Genomic DNA, 19,742 nt, shown 5'->3' on the forward strand with positions numbered 1-19,742 from the left:
GGCATGGCTGACCCCGCCCGGGCCCGCCGCCTGGCCAAGCGGATCAACACGATCGTCGCCTCGGCGATCGAGTTCGAGATCAAGGACCCCGGGCTCGACGGGGTCACCATCGTGGACGCGAAGGTGACCGCCGACCTGCACGACGCGACCGTGTTCTACACGGTCATGGGGCGCACGCTGGACGACGAGCCGGACTACGGCGCCGCCGCGGCCGCGCTGGAGCGGGCCAAGGGCGCGCTGCGCACCATGGTCGGGGCGGGCACCGGCGTGCGCTTCACGCCCACCCTCACGTTCACCCGCGACACCACGTCGGACAACGTGCAGCGGATGGACGAGTTGCTGGCGCGGGCCCGCGCCGCGGACGCTGATCTGGCGCGGGTTCGTTCGGGCGCCAAGCCGGCTGGGGAGGCCGATCCATACCGGGATAGCGGATCGGGCGCCGAGCCCGGCCTCGACGGGAGCATCGGTGACGACGACCAACGCGAATACTGAACTCGCCGGTGTGGGTGCACGCGTCGACGCGCCGGCCGCCGTCGACCTACTGTCGGACGCCACCACCGTCGCGGTGATCGCCCACGTGCATCCCGACGCCGACACCATCGGCGCCGGTCTGGCGTTGGGTTTGGTGCTCGACAAGTGCGGCAAGCGGGTCGAGGTCAGTTTCGCCGAGCCCGCCGGTCTCCCGGAATCGCTGGCATCGCTGCCGGGCCGTCACCTGCTGGTCAGCCCGGACGCGATGCGCCGCGACGTCGATCTGGTTGTCACCGTTGACGTTCCGAGCGTCAAGCGGCTGGGCGCGTTGAGCGAGCTGGCCGTGTCGGGCGCCGAGGTGCTGGTCATCGACCACCACGCCTCCAACGACATGTTCGGGACCGCCAATTTCGTTGACGTGTCGGCGGATTCGACGACGATGATGATCGCCGACATCCTCGACGCGTGGGGCAAGCCCATCGATCCAGACGTCGCGCATTGCATCTATGCCGGCCTGACGACCGATACCGGATCGTTCCGCTGGGCCAGCGCGCGCGCCCTTCGTCTGGCCGCACGGCTAGTCGACGCCGGCGTGGACAACGCCGCAATCAGCCGGACCCTGATGGACACCCATCCGTTCGGATGGCTGCCGCTGCTGTCGCGCGTGCTGGCGTCGGCCCAGTTGGTGCCGGGCGCGGCCGGCGGCCGGGGGCTGGTGTATGCCGTTGTCGGCCACCAGGATTGGAGCGGGTCCCGCCCGGAGGAAGTCGAAAGCATCGTCGACATCGTGCGGACCACGCAGCAGGCCGAGGTGGCCGCGGTCTTCAAGGAGGTCGCGCCGGGGCAGTGGTCGGTATCGATGCGGGCCAAGGCCGAAGTGGACCTGGCGACGGTCGCGTCCGCATTCGGCGGCGGCGGGCACCGGCTGGCGGCCGGCTACTCGACCACCGGCCCGATCGAGGACGCCGTCGCGGCGCTGCGCACCGCGCTCGGGTGACCGAGCCGGATCGACCCGACGCCGGGGGCCGTCGGATCGCCGGTCTGGCGCTACCCGCGCTGGGCGTGCTGGCGGCCGAACCGCTCTACCTGCTCTTCGATACCGCGGTCGTCGGCCGGCTCGGCGCCCTGAGCCTGGCCGGGCTGGCCATCGGCGGGCTACTGCTCAGCCTGGTGGGTTCCGACCTCACCTTCCTGTCCTACGGCACGACGGCACGCTCGGCCCGCCACTTCGGCGCCGGCAACCGCTCGTCGGCGGTGACCGAGGGCGTGCAGGCGACGTGGTTGGCGCTGGGGCTGGGCGCACTCGTCGTGATCGCGGTGCAGGCCGCGGCGGTGCCGCTGGTGTCGGTGATCGCCGGCGGCAAAGTGGGCGGGGAGGCGATCGCCGCGGCGGCGCTGCCGTGGCTGCGCATCGCGATCTTCGGCGCCCCGGCCATATTGGTGTCTCTGGCGGGGAACGGGTGGATGCGCGGCGTGCAGGACACCGTCCGCCCGCTGCGTTATGTGGTTGCCGGCTTTGGGCTTTCGGCGCTGCTGTGCCCGCTGTTGGTCTACGGCTGGCTGGGGTTGCCGCGGTTGGGGCTGGCCGGATCGGCGGTGGCCAACCTGGCGGGCCAGTGGCTGGCCGCGGTGCTGTTCGGGCGCGCGCTGCTGGCCGAGCGGGCACCGCTGCGGCTGGACCGCGCCGTGCTGCGGGCCCAACTCGTGATGGGCCGGGACCTGGTGGTGCGGACGCTGGCTTTTCAGGCCTGCTTCGTCTCGGCGGGCGCGGTCGCCGCCCGATTCGGCGCCTCGGCGTTGGCCGCGCACCAGGTCGTGCTGCAGCTGTGGGAATTCCTTGCGCTGGTGCTGGATTCGTTGGCGATAGCGGCGCAGGCCCTCGTGGGCGCCGCGCTGGGCGCCGGTGACGCCGCACACGCGAAATCGGTCGCGCGACGGGTGACGCTGTTCTCGACCGCGGCCGCCGCCCTGCTGGCGGCCATCTGCGCGGTCGGGTTTTCCGCGCTGCCCCGCCTGTTCACCGACGACCGTTCGGTGCTGGCCGCGATCGGGGTGCCGTGGTGGTTCCTGGTGGCCCAATTACCCTTTGCCGGAATTGTTTTCGCCCTCGATGGCGTGCTGCTGGGTGCGGGGGACGCCGCATTCATGCGCACCGCCACCGTGATCAGCGCGCTGGTCGGCTTCTTGCCGTTGATCTGGCTGTCGCTGGTGTTCGGCTGGGGACTGGCGGGCATCTGGACGGGGCTGACCACGTTCGTGCTGCTGCGGCTGGTCTTCGTTGGCGCCCGGGCGATCTCGGGCCGCTGGGCGGCCACCACGGGCCGCTAGAACGCCCAGCTGCCCGAGCGCTGCACGACGAATCCGTGGTCGCCGCTGGTGGTGTCCAGGCAGGTGACCAGGTTGTCGGCTCCCACCGCGCAGGTGACGTTGAGGTAGGTCAACTTCTGACCCGCGGCCAACAGCTTGGCGCCCGTGGGCAGCGCGGGCGGGTTGCCGTCGCATCCGCTGTAGGACATGCGGCTCAACTGGTAGCCGGGGCCCTTGAAGTCGACGGAACCCACGACGCAATCGCCCGGCCGCGGGCGGCCCCCGGGGATGGGGACGTCGTCCATGCCCGACATGTCGCCCTTGCACTTGATGTCCTGCGAGGGTTGCGGCGCGGGCGGCGGCCCGCCGTAAAAGTCACAGACCAGCGCGTACGGGGCCGAAAAGGCGATCCGCGGCGAGGCGCCGGTGCTGAGGTAGCCCTCGGCCGGGACGGCGGTGTAGCCGTCGAGGTTGGGGAACTTGGGCGGTGGCTGCGCGGCCGCGAGGGGGCCACCGGCCGCGATCGCCGATGCCGCCAGCGCCAGGCAGGCGAGCGCCCTGCTGATTCCCACAACCGCGCGCATCACCTGATCGTATTGGGTGGCCGGAAATCGGCCCGACCGGACCGCCCGGTCAGCGGACCTGGGCCCGCCCGCGTTGCAGCACGGCCTCGCGGTTGGCGGCGATGTCGTCGCCGCTGGTCCGGAATTGCCGGGCCGCCATCGCCTCCTGCCAGAGCCCCGCGCCGGTCTGCGCGTCGTCGATGCGGTGATAGGACGCCAGCAGCGCCCGCACCGCGTCCTGGTTGTTCCCCACGATCGACGCGGCGACCTGGCGCGCGGCACCCAGCAGCCGCTCGTGGGGCACCACCTCGGTCACCAGGCCGGCGCGCAGCGCGTCGGCGGCGGACAGGTAGTCGCCGGTCATGCTCATCCGCCGGGCCAGGCCGATGCCCACCTTCTGCGGTAACCGCACGCTCAGCCCCCAGGTGGGCAGCAGGCCCACCCGGGCGTGCGTGTCGGCGAAGCGGGCGTTCTCCGAGGCGATCAGGATGTCGCAGTACAGCGCCAGCTCCAGCCCGCCGGTCACGGCGGCGCCGTTGATGGCGCCGATCACCGGCTTGGTCATCGCCGGCCACCGCGGCGAGATGTCCGGCAGCGCCGACGAGCCGCCGAGCTCCTTGAGATCGAGTCCCGCGCAGAACACCGGGTCGGCGCCGGTGACGATGACGACGTCGACGTCGTCGTCGGTTTCGGCGTCGGCCAGCGCGCCGAAGAAGCGGTCCCGCAACGCCGAGGACAGCGCGTTGCGCGATTGGGGTCGGTTCAGGGTCAGGGTGCGGACCCGTTCCTCGGTGTCGATCAGCAGGATCTCGTCGGTCATGAATGCAACCGTAGTCAGCCGTCCGTTGCGACCGGAGGCGGTACGGCGGGGCAGCGCTTATCGTGGGGACCATGTGCCGGAACATCACCGAACTGCGGGGTCTTCAGCCGGCGGCCACCGCGGAGGAAATCGCCGCGGCGGCCCGCCAGTACGTGCGCAAGGTCAGCGGCATCACCCACCCGTCGGCCGTCAACGCCGAGGCGTTCGAGCAGGCGGTCGCCGAGGTCACCGAGACGACGACCCGGCTGCTCGGGCGGCTGGCCCCGCGGCGTCAGCCGCCCAAGACGGTGCCGCCGTTGCGCCGGCCCGAGGTGGTGGCCCGGTTGGCGGGTGCGACATGACGGTGACCGCCACGATGCCCGCGCTCAAAGAGTGGAGCGCCGCGGTCCACGCCCTGCTCGACGGCCGCCAACGGGTGCTGCTGCGCAAGGGGGGCATCGGGGAGAAGCGGTTCGACCTTGCCGCCCGCGAATTCCTGTTGTTCCCGACGGTCGCGCACAGCCACGCCGAGCGGGTGCGCACCGAACATCGAGACCTGCTCGAGCCCGCCGCCGCCGACAGCACCGACGACGAGCTGGTGATCCGCGCGGCCGCGAAAGTCGTTGCGGCGGTGGCTGTTGAGCGGCCCGACGGCCTGGCGGCCATCGAGGACCTGCACATCTGGACGCCCGAGTCGGTGCGCGCCGACCGGCTCGATTTTCGCCCCAAGCACAAGCTGGCCGTGCTGGTGGTGTCGGTGATCCCGTTGGCCGAACCGGCGCGCATCGCCCGGACGCCCGAATACGCCGGCTGCAAGAGCTGGGTGGAGCTGCCGGTGCACGCACCGTTGGCGGCGCCGGTGCACGACGATCCCGCGCTAGACGCCGTCGCCGCCCGCGTCCGCGACGCCGTCGGCTGACAACTCCGCCGGGCCGACGGGCAACACCAGCCGGGAGCGTCCGTAGCGCACGCTGTGGGTGACCGGCGTGGCGCGCCGGGCGGTCAGCACCGGTGCGTCGCCGCCGAGGTTGTGCGCGTAGCGCGGGGACCAACTGCCGGCGATCAGCACCCGGATGCGTGACCCGGCGCGGAACCGGTGGGCGATGCCGTCGAGGTCGAGGCGAACGACCTTCTCCGACTTCGTCTTCGCCGCGGTGGCCAACCGGCGGTAGGCCTCGCTCACGTTGCGCGACCGGCCCTTCGCATCGACCTCACTCACCCGCACGAACAGGTCGACGTGCGGATTGTCGGCGCCGTGTGCGAGCTCGACGACCGGGGTTCCGTAGGCGTACAGGTCCTGGGTGAGGGTGGCGCTGGTGAACGCCAGCACGTCGGCGCGCGACGCGAGCCGGCCGTCGTCGCGGTAACCCCCGTTGGCGGACAGCATCGGGCCGCCGATGGTGGGTGTCGGATCGGCCGGGTCGTAGCGAAACGTGGCCGGGGACAGCCCTTTCAGCGTCGGGGCGGTCTCACCCAGGTAGCCACCGGGCCGCAGGTACAGCGCGCGCTCGGTGGTGACGGGCGGCCACGCGGGCAGGCTGCGCCACCCTTGGCCCCGACCCACGCCGGTGACGTAGACCCGGACCGGGGCGGGCCGGCGGGCGGGGGCCCCGCCGAGGTGGGTGCCCAGCCAATCCAGCGTCTCCCGGGCGCAGGTGGCGAGCCCGGTGGTGAGCAGCTGGGTGTGCGTCCACGGGCCGACGGTGAGCGCGACATCGACTCCCCGGCCGTGCAGATGCGCGTACTGCCGCAGCGTCTGCCTGATGAAGAGGTCCTGCCAGCCGCCGATGAGCAGCACGGGCACCTGAACCCGGTCCAGCGCCTCGTTGCAGCGCAACGCATTCCAGAAGGGATCGCCGGGATCGCTGTGTTCGGCCCACGATTCGAACCAGGGTGCGCCCGTGCCGAGCAGGGCCCGGGCGGCTTCGCCCAGTGGCGTCGCGGCCGCGGCCCGCGGCACCTTGCGGCGGGTCTGCAACTGGCGCAGCGCGGCGCGGGCGCGCACCGGGTCCTCCTGGTGCGCCACCATGTCGCTCCAGCCCAGGAAGTCGTTGACCGCGAACGACCCTGTGCCCCAAGTCGATTCGTTGAAGTCGTGCGGTCCCACCGCGATCACCGCGGTGGACAGTTCCGGCGGGGGATCCTGCAACAGGGCCCACTGCGTGAATCCCAGGTACGACATGCCGATGGTGGCGAAGCTGCCGGTGAACCACGGCTGCTCACGCAGCCATGCGACGGTGTCCGCGCCGTCGGCGATCTCGTCGGCCATCGGCTCGAAAACCCCGCCGGACCCGAACGTTCCGCGCACACTCTGCAGCACCACGTGGTAGCCGCGCGCCGCGTACAGCGCGCCGAATATCAGGGTGAACGGGAATCCGCGTCCGTAGGGGCTGCGGACCAGCAGGGTGCCGACGGGGGTGGCGGGCGTGTAATGGTCGGCCACCAAGGCGACCCCGTCGCGCATCGGCACGCGCACGCGCTCCACGGTGTAGTCGGTGGTCGCCGGCGGCAGACCCAGCAACCGGCCAAGGGCCTTGCCGCCCAAGTGATTCAGGGTGTGCAGGGTCGGCTGCGCGGGGCGGATCGAGGTGATGCTCACCCTAGAACTTGTAATACGGAGCGAGGTCGTTGGCGCGCTGCAGGTTGGTCTGCATGCAATCGACCTCGGGGTCGGAGTAGACGGTCGAGTAGTACAGCGCCTGCTGCAGCACCCCGTAACTGGTCTTGAACACGACCATGCAGGAGTAGAACCAGTAGCTGTTGTGATAGGTCGGCTTGAGCACCCAGTACTGCGCGGCGCGGTGGCCCGCGATCGTCGTCTCGACGGCGTCGGCGGGCAGCGAGGCCTCGTAGGTGCGCCAGATGATTGGCTCGACGGCCACCTGATAGTTGCCGGCGTCGAAGTGGCAGCGCAGCCCGTCCTCGTGCTCGGGCGGTGTGAATCCCAGCCCGAGGCGCTGGACGACGTCGAACGGGATGTCCTCGCACGCGTCGAACGGGCGCGGATCGGTGGTCGCCACGATCGGGCTCTTCATCGTGGTTTCCATCGGCTGGGCGGTCGACCGCAGCTCGACGGGTCGATCGCCGCCACCCGGTAGGGAAGGGGAACCGGACAACACGCCCACCGTGCCCCCGATGGCCGCTGTGAGCAGCGCACCGAGCGCCCCCATCAGACGAACATTGGCGAACACGACACCCCCTGACGCCGCAGCGGTCCTTTCGGGGGAGTGTACAAGTCGCGCGCTCGGGGTCACAGGCAAAGGTGAACTTGTTCTAGTTCACCCGCCGACCGGGCGCGAAAACAGATCGCCCGGCCCGGGTCGTTAGGGTGGTTATTCGTGGCTGGGCATAGATCGGGGCAGGACTCGACCAACGGTGGGCAACCGACGCTGTGGGCGGTGTCCGACCTGCACACCGGTCACCTCGGCAACAAGCCGGTCACCGAATCGCTGCATCCGTCGTCGCCGGACGACTGGCTGATCGTCGCCGGCGACGTCGCCGAGCGCACCGACGAGATTCGCTGGGCCCTTGACCTGCTACGACGGCGGTTCGCCGAGGTGATCTGGGTGCCCGGCAACCACGAGCTGTGGACCACCACCCGCGACCCCGTGCAGGTCTTCGGCAAGGCGCGCTACGACTACCTGGTCAACATGTGCGACGAGATGGGTGTGATCACGCCGGAGCATCCGTTCCCGGTCTGGACCGAGCGCGGCGGTCCGGCCACGATCGTGCCGATGTTCCTGCTCTACGACTACAGCTTCTTGCCCGAGGGGGCCACGAGCAAAGCCGAGGGGCTGACCATCGCGCGGGACCGCAACGTGGTGGCCACCGACGAGTTCCTGCTCTCCCCGGAGCCGTACCCCACCCGCGAGGCGTGGTGCCGCGAGCGCCTGGAGATCACCCGTGCCCGCCTCGAAGAGCTGGACTGGATGACGCCGACCGTTCTGGTGAACCACTTCCCGTTGGTCCGCGATCCCTGCGACGCGCTGTTCTACCCGGAGTTCTCGCTGTGGTGCGGAACCACCAAGACCGCCGACTGGCACACCCGCTACAACGCCGTCTGCTCGGTCTACGGTCACCTGCACATCCCGCGCACCACCTGGTATGACGACGTGCGCTTCGAGGAGGTGTCGGTGGGCTATCCGCGGGAGTGGCGGCGCCGCAAGCCGCCCAGCTGGCTGCGCCAGGTACTGCCGGATCCCCAGTACGCGCCCGGTGACCTCAACGACTTCGGCGGCCACTTCGAGATCACCCCCGAGATGCGACAGCAGGCCACGCAGTTCCGGGAACGGTTGCGGCAGCGGCAATCACGATGACGGGGGAGCACACGCTGGTGTCCTCCGTGTTGCCGGCCACCGACGGCCTGGCCTACTCGGAGGTGTATTCCGATCCGCCCGATCTCGCCCCGCTGCCCGAAGAGGAGCCGTTGATCGCGAGATCGGTGGCCAAGCGGCGCAACGAGTTCATCACCGTCCGGCACTGCGCCCGCATCGCGCTGGGCGAGCTCGGCCTGCCACCGGTGCCGATCCTCAAGGGCGAGAAGGGAGAACCCTGCTGGCCCGACGGCGTGGTCGGCAGCCTCACCCACTGCACGGGGTACCGCGGCGCGGTGGTGGGCCGCACCGACGCGCTGCGCTCGGTGGGGATCGACGCCGAACCGCACGACGTGTTGCCCGACGGCGTGCTCAACGCGATCAGCCTGCCGGCCGAACGCACCGAGATCCCCGCCCACCTGTCGGGGGATCTGCATTGGGACCGAATCCTGTTCTGCGCCAAGGAGGCGACGTACAAGGCGTGGTTCCCGCTGACCAAACGGTGGCTGGGCTTCGAGGACGCCCACATCACGTTCGAGTCCGACGGCCCCGGCGCGGCGACGGGCCGGTTCGTCTCGCGGATCCTGATCGATCCGGCGGCGCTGTCCGGTCCGCCGCTGACGGAGCTGGCGGGCCGCTGGTCGGTCGAGCGCGGGCTGGTGCTGACCGCCATCGTCCTATGAGCGGTCCGGGCATCGTCGTCGTCGACAAGCCGCCGGCGATGACCAGCCACGACGTCGTGGGCCGCTGCCGCCGGATCTTCTCCACCCGGCGGGTGGGGCACGCGGGGACCCTGGACCCGATGGCCACCGGAGTGCTGGTGATCGGCGTCGAGCGCGCCACCAAGATCCTCGGCCTGCTGTCGGCTTCTTCGAAGTCGTACGCGGCCACCATCCGCCTGGGCCAGAGCACGTCGACCGACGACGCCGAGGGCGAGCCGGTGCGCAGCGTCCCGGCGGGGCACCTGACCGCCGAGGCGATCGGGACCGCCGTCGAGGGGCTGCGGGGTGACATCGCGCAGGTGCCCTCGACGGTCAGCGCCATCAAGGTGGGCGGCAAGCGCGCCTACCGCCTGGCCCGCGAGGGCCACGCCGTCGAGCTCGAGGCCCGCCCGGTGCGCATCGACCGGTTCGACGTGCGCGACATTCGCCCCGGACCGCACGGCGTGGACGTGCTCGACGTCGACGTCGAGGTCGATTGCTCGTCGGGGACCTACATCCGTGCGCTGGCCCGCGATCTGGGTGCCGCGCTGGGGGTGGGCGGGCACCTGACGGCGTTGCGCCGCACCCGGGCCGGCCGCTTCGGGCTAGACCAGGCGTATTCGCTCGACGAGCTCGCCGAGCGGCCGCGGCTGAGCTACAGCCTCGACGAGGCCTGCCTGCTGATCTTTCCGCGCCGGGAGTTGTCCGCCGGGGAGGCCGACGCCGCCGCCAACGGCCGGTCCCTGCCGGCGGCCGGGATCGACGGCGTCTACGCCGCCTGTGACCCCGACGGCCGGGTGGTTGCGCTGTTGCGCGACGAGGGGGCGCGGACCAAGTCGGTGGTGGTGGTCCGCCCGGCGACGATGCAGTCCGGAACGGACTGAGGAGGAGGCGGGCCATCGATCCCGCCCGGCGACGATGCAGTCCGGAACGGACTGAGGAGGAGGCGGGCCATCGATCCCGCCCGGCGACGCTCTAACGGGTCCCGGCCGAGCGGTTGGTTGGGCTACGTTGCAGACTGAGGTATCCAGGCGGCCCACGGGAAGGGACAACGATGTCCAACAAGATGTCCAACAAGGTTTACGTCATCGGCGTCGGCATGACGAAATTCGAGAAGCCGGGTCGCCGCGAGGGCTGGGACTACCCCGACATGGCGCGTGAGTCGGGGACCAACGCGCTGGCCGACGCCGGCATCGCCTACCACGAGGTGCAGCAGGGCTACGTCGGCTACGTCGCCGGGGATTCGACGTCCGGGCAGCGCGCGCTCTACGAGCTCGGCATGACGGGTATCCCGGTGGTCAACGTCAACAACAACTGCTCCACCGGCTCCACCGCGCTCTTCCTCGCCGCGCAGGCGATCCGCGGCGGCATCGTCGACTGCGCGATCGCGCTGGGTTTCGAGAAGATGCAGCCCGGTTCGCTGGGCGGCGGAGCTCAGGACCGCGAATCGCCGATGGGCAAGCACGTCAAGGCGATGGCCGCGATCGACGAGTTCGCGATGCCCGTCGCGCCGTGGATGTTCGGCGCCGCCGGCCGCGAGCACATGAAGCAATACGGTTCCACCGCAGAGCATTTCGCCAAGATCGGCTATAAGAATCACAAGCACTCGGTGAACAACCCGTTCGCGCAGTTCCAGGAGTCCTACACGCTCGAGGACATCCTGGCGGCGCGGATGATCTCCGACCCGCTGACCAAGCTGCAGTGCTCGCCGACCTCCGACGGTTCGGGCGCGGCCATCCTGGCCTCGGAGAGCTTCGTCGACAGCCACGGGCTGGCGGGCCAGGCCGTCGAGATCGTCGGTCAGGCCATGACCACCGACTTCGCCTCGACGTTCGACGGGAGCGCCAAGAACCTCATCGGCTACGACATGAATGTGCAAGCCGCACAACAGGTCTACGACCAGTCCGGGCTGGGTCCGCAGGACTTCCAGGTGATCGAACTGCACGACTGCTTCTCGGCCAACGAGCTGCTGCTCTACGAGGCGCTGGGCCTGTGTGGGCCGGGTGAGGCGCCCAAGCTGATCGACAACAACGACACCACCTACGGCGGCCGCTGGGTGGTCAACCCCTCCGGTGGCCTGATCTCCAAGGGGCATCCCCTGGGCGCGACCGGGCTGGCGCAGTGCGCGGAACTGACGTGGCAGCTGCGCGGGACGGCCGAGGCGCGTCAGGTCGACAACGTCAGCGCCGCACTGCAACACAACATCGGGCTGGGCGGCGCCGCCGTCGTCACCGCCTACCAGCGCGCCGAACGCTAGGGCGCCATGATCGAGTGGTCCGACACCGACCTGATGGTCCGCGACGCCGTTCGGCAGTTCGTCGACAAGGAGATCCGCCCGCATCTCGACGAATTGGAAACCGGCGCGATGTCGCCCTATCCGATCGCGCGCAAGCTGTTCAGCCAGTTCGGCCTCGATGCCATGGCCGCCGAATCGGTCAAGAAGATGCTGGACCGGGAGCGCTCGGGAGAGCGTCAAAGCGACGGCGAGGCAAGCGGTTTCGGCGGCGGAGCCCAGGGATCGATGATCGCGGTGCTGGTCTCCGAGATCGCCCGGGTCAGCATCGGGTTGCTGAGCACCGCGTCGGTGAGCCTCGGCCTGGGTGCGGCGACCATCATGAGCCGCGGCACGCTGGCGCAGAAGGAACGCTGGCTGCCCGAGCTGATGACGCTGGAAAAGATTGCGGCATGGGCCATCACCGAGCCGGACTCGGGCTCGGATGCGTTCGGCGGCATGAAGACCTACGTCAAACGCGACGGTGCCGATTACATCCTCAACGGGCAGAAGACGTTCATCACCAACGGGCCCTGCGCCGACGTCCTGGTCGTGTACGCCAAACTCGACGAGGGCGACGCCGACCCGACGAAGGTGGACAAGCGCAACCGCCCGGTGCTGGTGTTCGTGCTCGACGCCGGCATGCCGGGCCTGACGCAGGGCAAGCCGTTCAAGAAGATGGGCATGATGTCCTCGCCGACCGGCGAGCTGTTCTTCGACAACGTGCGGCTGAGCCCGGACCGGCTGCTCGGCGAGAGCGAACAGCACACCGACGGCGACGGCCGCGACAGCGCCCGCGCCAACTTCGCCGCCGAGCGGATCGGGATCGCCATGATGGCCCTGGGCATCATCGACGAATGCCACCGGCTGTGCGTCGACTACGCGAAGAGCCGCACGCTGTGGGGCAAGAACATCGGGCAGTTCCAGCTGATCCAGCTCAAGCTGGCCAAGATGGAGATCGCGCGAATGAACGTGCAGAACATGGTCTTTCACACCATCGAGCGCCAACAGGCCGGTAAGCCGCTGACGCTGGCCGAGGCGTCGGCGATCAAGCTGTACTCGTCGGAGGCGGCGACCGAGGTGGCCATGGAGGCCGTGCAACTGTTCGGCGGCAACGGATATATGGCCGAGTACCGCGTGGAGCAGCTGGCCCGCGACGCCAAGTCGCTGATGATCTACGCCGGCAGCAACGAGGTGCAGATCACCCACATCGCCAAGGGATTGCTGGCCGACTGAGCTACGCGGTCACCCAGATCGCCCGCGCGGCCGGGCTGCCCAGGTCGACGGTCGTCTCGTCGCCGTCGCCGGATTCGATCGCCACCGAGATCATGCCCGCGAACTCGCGGCGGGTCAGCACCCGCAGCCGGGAGTCGAGGTTGATGCCCACGTCGGTGAAGTAGCGCAGCATCTCGGGGTCGGCGTCGGAGATGCGGGCCACCGTCCCGGCGTCGCCGTCGCCGCACGCCCACAGCTGGCGCGCCGGCGGGGTGGGCACCTGCCCGTCGGTGGCGGGGATGGGGTCGCCGTGCGGATCGCGCTGCGGGAATCCCAGCTTGGCGTCGATGCGGGAAACCAGACGATCCGACACCGCGTGCTCGAGCACCTCGGCCTCGTCGTGCACCTCGTCCCACGCGTAGCCCAGCTCGTTGACCAGGAAGGTCTCCAGCAGCCGGTGCCGGCGCACCATCTCGAGCGCCGCGCGCCGTCCGGCCTCGGTCAGCGTCACCGCGCCGTACTTCTCGTGGTCGACGAGGCCCTGCTCGGCGAGTTTGCGGATCGACTCCGAGGCCGTGCTGGCCGACACCCCGATCTTCTCGGCCAGCATCTTCGTGCTGACCTTGTCGGGGGACCACTCCTGGGCATTCCAGATCGCCTTGAGGTAGTCCTGGCCGACCGCGGTGAGACCGCCACGCTCTTCGTCAGCACTCACAACGACAAAGTTTAGGCAACCCCATCCAAATCCGGCGTGTTCCCCGCCACCCTGGCGGGTGTCGGGCCCTCTGGATCTCCCGGCCGGGCACTCGGCGCCGTAGGCTTGCGGTCGTGCAGCGGTGGCGCGGCCAAGACGAGATTCCCACGGACTGGGGCAGGTGTGTGCTCACCATCGGTGTGTTCGATGGTGTGCATCGCGGGCACGCGGAGCTGATCGCGCATGCGGTGAAAGCGGGGCGGGCGCGCAGCGTGCCGACGGTGTTGATGACGTTCGACCCGCACCCGATGGAAGTGGTCTATCCCGGCAGCCATCCGGCCCAGTTGACGACGCTGACGCGGCGCGCCGAGCTGGTCGAGGAGCTGGGCATCGACGTCTTCTTGGTGATGCCGTTCACCACCGACTTCATGAAACTCACGCCGGACCGCTACGTGCACGAGCTGCTGGTGGAGAACCTGCACGTGGTCGAGGTCGTCGTGGGGGAGAACTTCACCTTCGGCAAGAAGGCGACCGGCAACGTCGAGACCCTGCGGCGCGCCGGCGATCGATTCGGGTTCGCCGTGGAGTCGATGTCGCTGCTCTCCGAGCACCACAGCAACGAGACCGTCACGTTCTCGTCCACCTACATCCGGTCCTGCGTGGACGCCGGCGACGTGGTGGCGGCCACCGAGGCCCTGGGTCGCCCGCACCGGGTCGAGGGCGTGGTGGTGCGGGGTCACGGGCGCGGTGCCGAACTGGGCTTCCCGACCGCGAACGTGGCGCCGCCGATGTATTCGGCCATCCCGGCCGACGGCGTGTACGCCGCGTGGTTCACCGTCCTCGGCCACGGCCCGGTGACCGGCACCGTCATCCCGGGTGAGCGTTACCAGGCCGCGGTGTCCGTCGGCACCAACCCGACCTTCTCCGGGCGCACCCGCACCGTCGAGGCGTTCGTCCTGGACACCGACGCCGACCTGTACGGGCAGCACGTGGCGCTGGATTTCGTCGGCCGCATCCGTGGGCAGCACAAGTTCGGCTCCGTGGAGGAACTCATCGTCGCGATGGGCGAGGACACCGAACGGGCCCGCACCATCCTGTCGACGCAGGACTGATCCACCGCGGTTTTCAGGAAGCGACCAGGTCGTCGATCTGGTTGATGGCCGACGACGAGCCCTCGACCACCCCCATGTCCAGCACCTGTTGCAGCGCCTCGGCGGACTCGAAGGCGCTCACGTAGGTCGCGCGAGTGCCGCCGTCGTGCTCGGTGAAGGTGTAGACGTTCCTCGAGACCGGCAGTCCGGGGTTCGGGTTGAAGTCCAGGTCGGCGAAGCCGTCGAGGAACGAGAAGCTCGTCGGCTCGTCGACGGCCGTGATCTCCCAATATCCGGCGTATTTCTCGCCGTCCGGACCGGTCATGAAATACGTCGTGCGACCTCCGGGCGTCAGGCTGTGGTCGACGACGGTCGCCGGATGGGACGGCGGCCCCCACACCTTCTCCAGTTGACGCGGGTCGGCGTAGACCTGCCAGATCCGGTGCACCGGCGCGGCGAAGTCCGCGGTGATGGTCAGCGTCAGGTTGTCGGGATCGTGCTCGACGCCGGTTACGGGCATGGTTCAGTCCTCCTTGGTTGAGTCGGATGAGATGAGTTCGTCGATGCGTGCGATCCGGTCGCGCCAGAGGAGTTCCAACTCGGCGAGCATCGAGGCCACCGACCGCACGGCCGTCACGTCACCGCTGGCCAGCTGCTCGCGACCGCTGCGTCGTTTGGTGACCAGGCCGGCCTTCTCGAGCACGACGACGTGCTTCTGCACCGCGGCGAAGCTCATGTCGTACTTGCGGGCGAGCGTGGAAACCGAGTGTTCCCCGGCCAGCGTCCGTCGCATGATGTCGCGCCGGGTTCGGTCGGCGAGCGCGTGGAACAGGGCGTCCACCCGGTCCTCTTCGTCCACATCCACCCGGCAAACATACAACCAAATGGTTGTATGTTGTCAAGTGTGCGGCGCTGGCCTGCGATTTCGGCGAACATCGCGGCCGCTGATAGACTCGCCCCCCGATACGGAGTGTGCTGCAGTCCGCGGCGGCCACGACCGAAATTTTCGCGGCACCGATTGATGGAGATAGTTCGTGGCGCTGACAGCCGAGCAGAAAAAAGAAATCCTGGGCACCTACGGCCTGCATGACACCGACACCGGTTCCCCGGAGGCGCAGGTCGCGCTGCTGACCAAGCGGATCGCCGACCTGACCGAGCACCTCAAGGTGCACAAGCACGACCACCACTCGCGGCGCGGCCTGTTGCTGCTGGTCGGGCGCCGTCGCCGGCTGCTCAAATACGTCGCCCAGATCGACGTGGAGCGCTACCGCTCGCTGGTCGAGCGCCTCGGCCTGCGCCGCTGACGCCGCCGTCACCGGGGCTATGACGCCCGCCCGATCCCGCGCGATGCTGGCGGGGCGGGCCCGCCCGTGTAGAGTAAGGACGTTCTGGGCCGGTTCGGCCCGAGCAAAACGGTGCGGCCACGCAGATCCGCGTGCGCCGTTCCAGCGTGTCACTACGCACCTTCGAGGGAGCAGCCCAGTCTGCATCGGGCGGTCTTCGGTAGTGGCTGCCGGGCTCTCCGGATCTGGGGCTTCTCGGCCGCTTCGATCGATGGCCGTAGCCGCATTCAGACTGGCTCTTCGGGATAGCTCCCAGGGTGACTCGCAGGCCCCAACGGGCGCTGCGGACCCTCTCCAGGTTGCGCGTGACGACGCGAAACAGCCGAATAAGAGAGGCCGTACGGACGTCCATGTCTGTCGCTGAAATTGAAGAGGGCGTGTTCGAGGCGACCGCCACCATCGACAACGGGAGCTTCGGCACCCGCACCATCCGTTTCGAGACCGGCCGGCTGGCCCAGCAGGCCGCCGGCGCCGTGGTCGCGTACCTGGATGACGAAAACATGCTGTTGTCGGCGACCACCGCCAGCAAGAGCCCCAAGGAGCACTTCGACTTCTTCCCGCTGACCGTCGACGTCGAGGAGCGGATGTACGCCGCCGGTCGCATACCCGGCTCGTTCTTCCGTCGCGAGGGCCGTCCCTCCACCGACGCGATCCTGACCTGCCGGCTCATCGACCGCCCGCTGCGCCCGTCGTTCGTCAGCGGACTGCGCAACGAGATCCAGGTCGTGGTCACGGTCATGAGCCTGGACCCCAACGACCTGTACGACGTGCTGGCGATCAACGCCGCGTCGGCCTCCACCCAGCTGAGCGGGCTGCCGTTCTCGGGTCCGATCGGGGGCGTGCGGGTCGCGCTCATCGACGGCCAGTGGGTGGCGTTCCCGACCGTCGAGCAGCTCGAGCGGGCGGTGTTCGACATGGTGGTGGCCGGCCGCATAGTCGGCGGCGGCGCCGCCGAAAAAGACATAGCGATCATGATGGTCGAGGCCGAGGCCACCGAGAACGTCATCGAGCTCGTCGAGGGCGGCGCCCAGGCGCCGACGGAAACCGTTGTGGCCGAAGGGCTCGAGGCCGCCAAGCCGTTCATCGCCACCCTGTGCACCGCGCAGGAGGAGCTGGCCGGGGCGGCCGCCAAGCCGGTCGGCGAGTTCCCGACGTTCCCGGACTACCAGGAAGACGTCTACTACTCGGTCGCCTCGGTGGCCACCGACGAGCTGGCCAAGGCGCTGACCATCGGCGGCAAGGCCGAGCGCGACGCGCGCACCGACGAGCTGAAAGCCGAGGTGCTCGCGCGCCTCGCCGAAACCTACGAGGGCCGCGAGAAAGAGGTCAGCGCCGCGTTCCGCTCGCTGACCAAGAAGCTGGTGCGCCAGCGCATCCTCACCGATCACTTCCGCATCGACGGCCGCGGCATCACCGACATCCGCGCGCTCTCGGCCGAGGTCGCCGTGGTGCCCCGCGCGCACGGCAGCGCGCTGTTCCAGCGCGGTGAGACCCAGATCCTGGGGGTGACCACGCTCGACATGGTCAAGATGGCCCAGCAGATCGACTCGCTGGGGCCGGAAACCTCCAAGCGCTACATGCACCATTACAATTTCCCGCCGTTCTCCACCGGCGAGACCGGCCGGGTGGGTTCGCCCAAGCGGCGCGAGATCGGGCACGGTGCGCTCGCCGAGCGGGCCCTGATCCCGGTGCTGCCCGGCGTCGAGGATTTCCCGTACGCCATCCGCCAGGTCTCCGAGGCGCTGGGCTCCAACGGCTCGACGTCGATGGGGTCGGTCTGTGCGTCCACCCTGTCGCTGCTGAACGCCGGTGTGCCGCTGAAGGCGCCGGTGGCCGGCATCGCGATGGGCCTGGTCTCCGACGACGTGGAGATCGACGGCCGGACCGAGCGGCGGTTCGTCACGCTGACCGACATCCTGGGCGCCGAGGACGCGTTCGGCGACATGGACTTCAAGTGCGCCGGCACCAAGGACTTCGTCACCGCGCTGCAGCTGGACACCAAGCTCGACGGCATCCCGTCGCAGGTCCTGGCGGGCGCCCTGGGCCAGGCCAAAGACGCGCGCCTGACGATCCTCGAGGTCATGGCCGAGGCCATCGACGCGCCCGACGAGATGAGCCCGTATGCCCCGCGGGTCACCACCATCAAGGTTCCGGTGGACAAGATCGGTGAAGTCATCGGCCCCAAGGGCAAGGTGATCAACGGCATCACCGAGGAGACCGGCGCGCAGATCTCCATCGAGGACGACGGCACCGTGTTCGTCGGCGCCACCGACGGGCCCTCGGCGCAGGCCGCGATCGACCGGATCAACGCCATCGCCAACCCGCAACTGCCGACGGTCGGCGAACGCTTCCTCGGAACCGTGGTCAAGACAACGGATTTCGGCGCCTTCGTCTCGCTGCTGCCCGGTCGCGACGGCCTGGTGCACATCTCCAAGCTCGGCAAGGGCAAGCGCATCGCAAAGGTCGAGGACGTGGTGAACGTCGGCGACAAGCTGCGCGTCGAAATCGCCGACATCGACAAGCGCGGCAAGATCTCGCTGGTGCTGGTGGAGGACGACAACTCGGCGCCAGCCGATGCCCCGGCGGCCGCCCCTGCCGATGCCGCGAGCTGATTCGGGAAAGCGAGCAGCTGACCCCGCGCTGCGGCGGGGTAACCACACGGCCGCGGCGGACCCGCACGCCGCACTGCGGCGCACGACGCTGCCGGGCGGCTTGCGGGTGGTCACCGAATACCTGCCGGCGGTGCGTTCCGCCTCGGTCGGGGTGTGGGTCGGGGTCGGCTCGCGCGACGAGGGCGCCACGGTCGCCGGCGCGGCCCACTTCCTCGAGCACCTGCTGTTCAAGTCGACCCCCAGCCGCACCGCGGTGGACATCGCCCAGGCGATGGACGCCGTCGGGGGAGAGCTGAACGCGTTCACCGCCAAGGAGCACACCTGCTACTACGCGCACGTGCTCGACAGCGACTTGGCGCTGGCCGTCGACCTGGTCGCCGACGTGGTGCTCAACGGCCGCTGCGCCGCCGAGGACGTCGAACTGGAACGCGACGTGGTCCTCGAGGAGATCGCGATGCGCGACGACGACCCCGAGGACGCGCTCGGGGACATGTTCTTGGGCGCGCTGTTCGGCGACCACCCGGTGGGCCGGCCCGTCATCGGCACCGCGCGGTCGGTGACGTCGATGACGCGTAGCCAGCTGCACTCGTTTCACGTCCGCCGCTACACGCCCGAACGCATGGTGGTGGCGGTGGCAGGCAACGTCGACCACGACGAGGTGGTCGCGCTGGTGCGCGAGCACTTCGGCCCGCATCTAGTCCGTGGGCGCGCACCCATCGCGCCGCGCAAGGGCGCCGGGCGGGTCAACGGCCGGCCCGGGCTGGCGCTGGGCCACCGGGACGCCGAGCAGACGCACGTGTCGCTGGGGGTGCGCACGCCCGGCCGCGGCTGGCAGCACCGCTGGGCGCTGTCGGTGCTCAACACCGCGCTGGGCGGCGGCCTGAGTTCTCGGCTGTTCCAAGAGGTTCGGGAGCTGCGCGGGCTGGCCTATTCGGTGTACTCGACGGTGGACATCTTCGCCGACAGCGGCGCGCTGTCCGTGTACGCGGCGTGCCAGCCCGAACGTTTCGCCGAGGTCATGGAGGTGACCGGTGCGGTCCTCGACGCCGTCGCGCGCGACGGCATCACCGAGGCGGAGTGCCGGATCGCCAAGGGCTCGCTGCGCGGCGGTCTGGTCCTCGGCCTGGAGGACTCGGGCTCGCGGATGAGCCGCCTCGGCCGCAGCGAGCTCAACTACGGCAAGCACCGCAGCATCGAGCACACCCTGCGGCAGATCGACCAGGTGACCGTCGATGAGGTCAACGCCGTCGCCCGCCGGCTGCTCGGGCAGCGCTACGGCGCCGCGGTTCTCGGCCCCTATGCCACCAAACGGTCACTGCCCCAACAACTTCGGGCGATGGTAGGCTAGCTCGAATGTCCGC

The 19,742-nt window shown here is 69.6% G+C and carries 21 protein-coding genes; 14 read left to right on the forward strand and 7 right to left on the reverse strand.

Features of this window, described 5'->3' with window-relative positions; translation table 11 throughout:
* Positions 1–3 precede the first annotated feature (3 nt).
* From rbfA to QGN31_RS08070, 3 genes are read left to right on the forward strand one after another with little or no spacing between them, the layout of a single operon-like run.
* Positions 4–492, forward strand: a complete 489-nt coding sequence (gene rbfA / locus QGN31_RS08060; RefSeq protein WP_008258717.1) for a 30S ribosome-binding factor RbfA — start codon at positions 4–6, stop codon at positions 490–492.
* Entirely contained in the window at positions 467–1,468 is a 1,002-nt protein-coding gene (locus QGN31_RS08065) for a DHH family phosphoesterase (protein WP_193375512.1), read from the forward strand. The genes rbfA and QGN31_RS08065 overlap by 26 nt, the downstream gene beginning before the upstream one ends.
* Positions 1,465–2,799, forward strand: a complete 1,335-nt coding sequence (locus QGN31_RS08070) for an MATE family efflux transporter (RefSeq protein ID WP_014942589.1) — start codon at positions 1,465–1,467, stop codon at positions 2,797–2,799. The genes QGN31_RS08065 and QGN31_RS08070 overlap by 4 nt, the downstream gene beginning before the upstream one ends.
* Here the strand turns inward: QGN31_RS08070 and QGN31_RS08075 are convergent.
* Both QGN31_RS08075 and QGN31_RS08080 read right to left on the reverse strand, forming a co-directional pair.
* Complete coding sequence (locus QGN31_RS08075) at positions 2,796–3,362, reverse strand: hypothetical protein (RefSeq protein ID WP_043955180.1); 567 nt, start codon at positions 3,360–3,362, stop codon at positions 2,796–2,798. The two genes, QGN31_RS08070 and QGN31_RS08075, sit on opposite strands and share 4 nt — an antisense overlap.
* A gap of 49 nt (positions 3,363–3,411) precedes the next feature.
* The gene (locus tag QGN31_RS08080) at positions 3,412–4,161 is read right to left on the reverse strand and encodes an enoyl-CoA hydratase (RefSeq protein ID WP_014942587.1); all 750 of its coding nucleotides are present in this window, start codon (positions 4,159–4,161) and stop codon (positions 3,412–3,414) included.
* 71 nt (positions 4,162–4,232) lie between these two features.
* Between QGN31_RS08080 and QGN31_RS08085 the strand changes: the two genes are divergently transcribed.
* Both QGN31_RS08085 and QGN31_RS08090 read left to right on the forward strand, forming a co-directional pair.
* Positions 4,233–4,502: a DUF2277 domain-containing protein gene (locus QGN31_RS08085; protein ID WP_008258698.1), complete on the forward strand. Its 270-nt coding sequence runs from the start codon at positions 4,233–4,235 to the stop codon at positions 4,500–4,502.
* The gene (locus tag QGN31_RS08090) at positions 4,499–5,059 is read left to right on the forward strand and encodes a DUF1802 family protein (RefSeq protein WP_014942586.1); all 561 of its coding nucleotides are present in this window, start codon (positions 4,499–4,501) and stop codon (positions 5,057–5,059) included. Before QGN31_RS08085 ends, QGN31_RS08090 begins: the two co-directional genes overlap by 4 nt.
* Here QGN31_RS08090 and QGN31_RS08095 read toward each other — a convergent pair.
* On the reverse strand, positions 5,018–6,739 hold the full coding sequence (locus tag QGN31_RS08095) for a CocE/NonD family hydrolase (RefSeq protein WP_014942585.1): 1,722 nt from the start codon (positions 6,737–6,739) through the stop codon (positions 5,018–5,020). The two genes, QGN31_RS08090 and QGN31_RS08095, sit on opposite strands and share 42 nt — an antisense overlap.
* A gap of 1 nt (position 6,740) precedes the next feature.
* Positions 6,741–7,331 carry a hypothetical protein gene (locus tag QGN31_RS08100; protein ID WP_014380652.1) on the reverse strand — a complete coding sequence of 197 codons (591 nt, stop codon included), beginning with the start codon at positions 7,329–7,331 and terminating at the stop codon, positions 6,741–6,743.
* A gap of 147 nt (positions 7,332–7,478) precedes the next feature.
* On the opposite strand from QGN31_RS08100, the gene QGN31_RS08105 reads away from it, so the two are divergent.
* The 5 genes from QGN31_RS08105 (at position 7,479) to QGN31_RS08125 (ending at position 12,662) form a co-directional block, all read left to right on the forward strand.
* A complete protein-coding gene (locus tag QGN31_RS08105) occupies positions 7,479–8,456 on the forward strand; it encodes a metallophosphoesterase family protein (RefSeq protein WP_014385423.1) in 978 nt (325 codons plus the stop codon).
* Complete coding sequence (gene pptT / locus QGN31_RS08110; RefSeq protein ID WP_008258687.1) at positions 8,453–9,136, forward strand: 4'-phosphopantetheinyl transferase PptT; 684 nt, start codon at positions 8,453–8,455, stop codon at positions 9,134–9,136. Before QGN31_RS08105 ends, pptT begins: the two co-directional genes overlap by 4 nt.
* Positions 9,133–10,038 (forward strand): tRNA pseudouridine(55) synthase TruB, encoded by a 906-nt coding sequence (gene truB / locus QGN31_RS08115; RefSeq protein WP_014942584.1) that lies wholly within the window; start codon positions 9,133–9,135, stop codon positions 10,036–10,038. Before pptT ends, truB begins: the two co-directional genes overlap by 4 nt.
* Positions 10,039–10,220: 182 nt before the next feature.
* Positions 10,221–11,411 carry a lipid-transfer protein gene (locus QGN31_RS08120; protein ID WP_009955346.1) on the forward strand — a complete coding sequence of 397 codons (1,191 nt, stop codon included), beginning with the start codon at positions 10,221–10,223 and terminating at the stop codon, positions 11,409–11,411.
* 6 nt (positions 11,412–11,417) lie between these two features.
* Positions 11,418–12,662, forward strand: a complete 1,245-nt coding sequence (locus tag QGN31_RS08125) for an acyl-CoA dehydrogenase family protein (RefSeq protein WP_014385419.1) — start codon at positions 11,418–11,420, stop codon at positions 12,660–12,662.
* Between the two features lies 1 nt (position 12,663).
* Here the strand turns inward: QGN31_RS08125 and mntR are convergent, their stop codons facing one another.
* Entirely contained in the window at positions 12,664–13,356 is a 693-nt protein-coding gene (gene mntR / locus QGN31_RS08130; RefSeq protein WP_009955351.1) for a manganese-binding transcriptional regulator MntR, read from the reverse strand.
* A gap of 113 nt (positions 13,357–13,469) precedes the next feature.
* Here mntR and QGN31_RS08135 point away from each other — a divergent pair, with 113 nt between their 5' ends.
* Positions 13,470–14,447, forward strand: a complete 978-nt coding sequence (locus tag QGN31_RS08135; RefSeq protein WP_036453365.1) for a bifunctional riboflavin kinase/FAD synthetase — start codon at positions 13,470–13,472, stop codon at positions 14,445–14,447.
* 13 nt (positions 14,448–14,460) lie between these two features.
* Here the strand turns inward: QGN31_RS08135 and QGN31_RS08140 are convergent, their stop codons facing one another.
* Positions 14,461–14,946, reverse strand: coding sequence for an SRPBCC family protein (locus QGN31_RS08140; protein WP_014385417.1), 486 nt, complete (start codon positions 14,944–14,946; stop codon positions 14,461–14,463).
* Positions 14,947–14,949: 3 nt separating this feature from the next.
* The gene (locus QGN31_RS08145) at positions 14,950–15,291 is read right to left on the reverse strand and encodes an ArsR/SmtB family transcription factor (RefSeq protein WP_036453363.1); all 342 of its coding nucleotides are present in this window, start codon (positions 15,289–15,291) and stop codon (positions 14,950–14,952) included.
* 169 nt (positions 15,292–15,460) lie between these two features.
* On the opposite strand from QGN31_RS08145, the gene rpsO reads away from it, so the two are divergent.
* From rpsO to QGN31_RS08160, 3 genes are all read left to right on the forward strand, one after another.
* Positions 15,461–15,730, forward strand: a complete 270-nt coding sequence (rpsO, locus tag QGN31_RS08150) for a 30S ribosomal protein S15 (RefSeq protein ID WP_003878661.1) — start codon at positions 15,461–15,463, stop codon at positions 15,728–15,730.
* Between the two features lie 389 nt (positions 15,731–16,119).
* Entirely contained in the window at positions 16,120–18,381 is a 2,262-nt protein-coding gene (locus tag QGN31_RS08155; RefSeq protein WP_014380645.1) for a polyribonucleotide nucleotidyltransferase, read from the forward strand.
* Positions 18,368–19,729 (forward strand): M16 family metallopeptidase, encoded by a 1,362-nt coding sequence (locus tag QGN31_RS08160; RefSeq protein ID WP_014385415.1) that lies wholly within the window; start codon positions 18,368–18,370, stop codon positions 19,727–19,729. Before QGN31_RS08155 ends, QGN31_RS08160 begins: the two co-directional genes overlap by 14 nt.
* Positions 19,730–19,742 lie beyond the last annotated feature (13 nt).

Source organism: Mycobacterium sp. 2-64, assembly GCF_035918375.1.
In the GTDB taxonomy this organism is placed as follows: Bacteria; Actinomycetota; Actinomycetes; order Mycobacteriales; family Mycobacteriaceae; genus Mycobacterium; species Mycobacterium intracellulare.

Excerpts from the sequence above, each read along its gene's own strand:
- rbfA (WP_008258717.1), top strand. The coding sequence starts at position 4 with ATGGCTGACCCCGCCCGGGCCCGCCGCCTGGCCAAGCGGATCAACACG.
- QGN31_RS08075 (WP_043955180.1), bottom strand. The coding sequence starts at position 3,362 with ATGCGCGCGGTTGTGGGAATCAGCAGGGCGCTCGCCTGCCTGGCGCTG.
- QGN31_RS08080 (WP_014942587.1), bottom strand. The coding sequence starts at position 4,161 with ATGACCGACGAGATCCTGCTGATCGACACCGAGGAACGGGTCCGCACC.
- QGN31_RS08085 (WP_008258698.1), top strand. The coding sequence starts at position 4,233 with ATGTGCCGGAACATCACCGAACTGCGGGGTCTTCAGCCGGCGGCCACC.
- QGN31_RS08090 (WP_014942586.1), top strand. The coding sequence starts at position 4,499 with ATGACGGTGACCGCCACGATGCCCGCGCTCAAAGAGTGGAGCGCCGCG.
- pptT (WP_008258687.1), top strand. The coding sequence starts at position 8,453 with ATGACGGGGGAGCACACGCTGGTGTCCTCCGTGTTGCCGGCCACCGAC.
- truB (WP_014942584.1), top strand. The coding sequence starts at position 9,133 with ATGAGCGGTCCGGGCATCGTCGTCGTCGACAAGCCGCCGGCGATGACC.
- QGN31_RS08120 (WP_009955346.1), top strand. The coding sequence starts at position 10,221 with ATGTCCAACAAGGTTTACGTCATCGGCGTCGGCATGACGAAATTCGAG.
- QGN31_RS08125 (WP_014385419.1), top strand. The coding sequence starts at position 11,418 with ATGATCGAGTGGTCCGACACCGACCTGATGGTCCGCGACGCCGTTCGG.
- QGN31_RS08140 (WP_014385417.1), bottom strand. The coding sequence starts at position 14,946 with ATGCCCGTAACCGGCGTCGAGCACGATCCCGACAACCTGACGCTGACC.
- QGN31_RS08155 (WP_014380645.1), top strand. The coding sequence starts at position 16,120 with ATGTCTGTCGCTGAAATTGAAGAGGGCGTGTTCGAGGCGACCGCCACC.
- QGN31_RS08160 (WP_014385415.1), top strand. The coding sequence starts at position 18,368 with ATGCCGCGAGCTGATTCGGGAAAGCGAGCAGCTGACCCCGCGCTGCGG.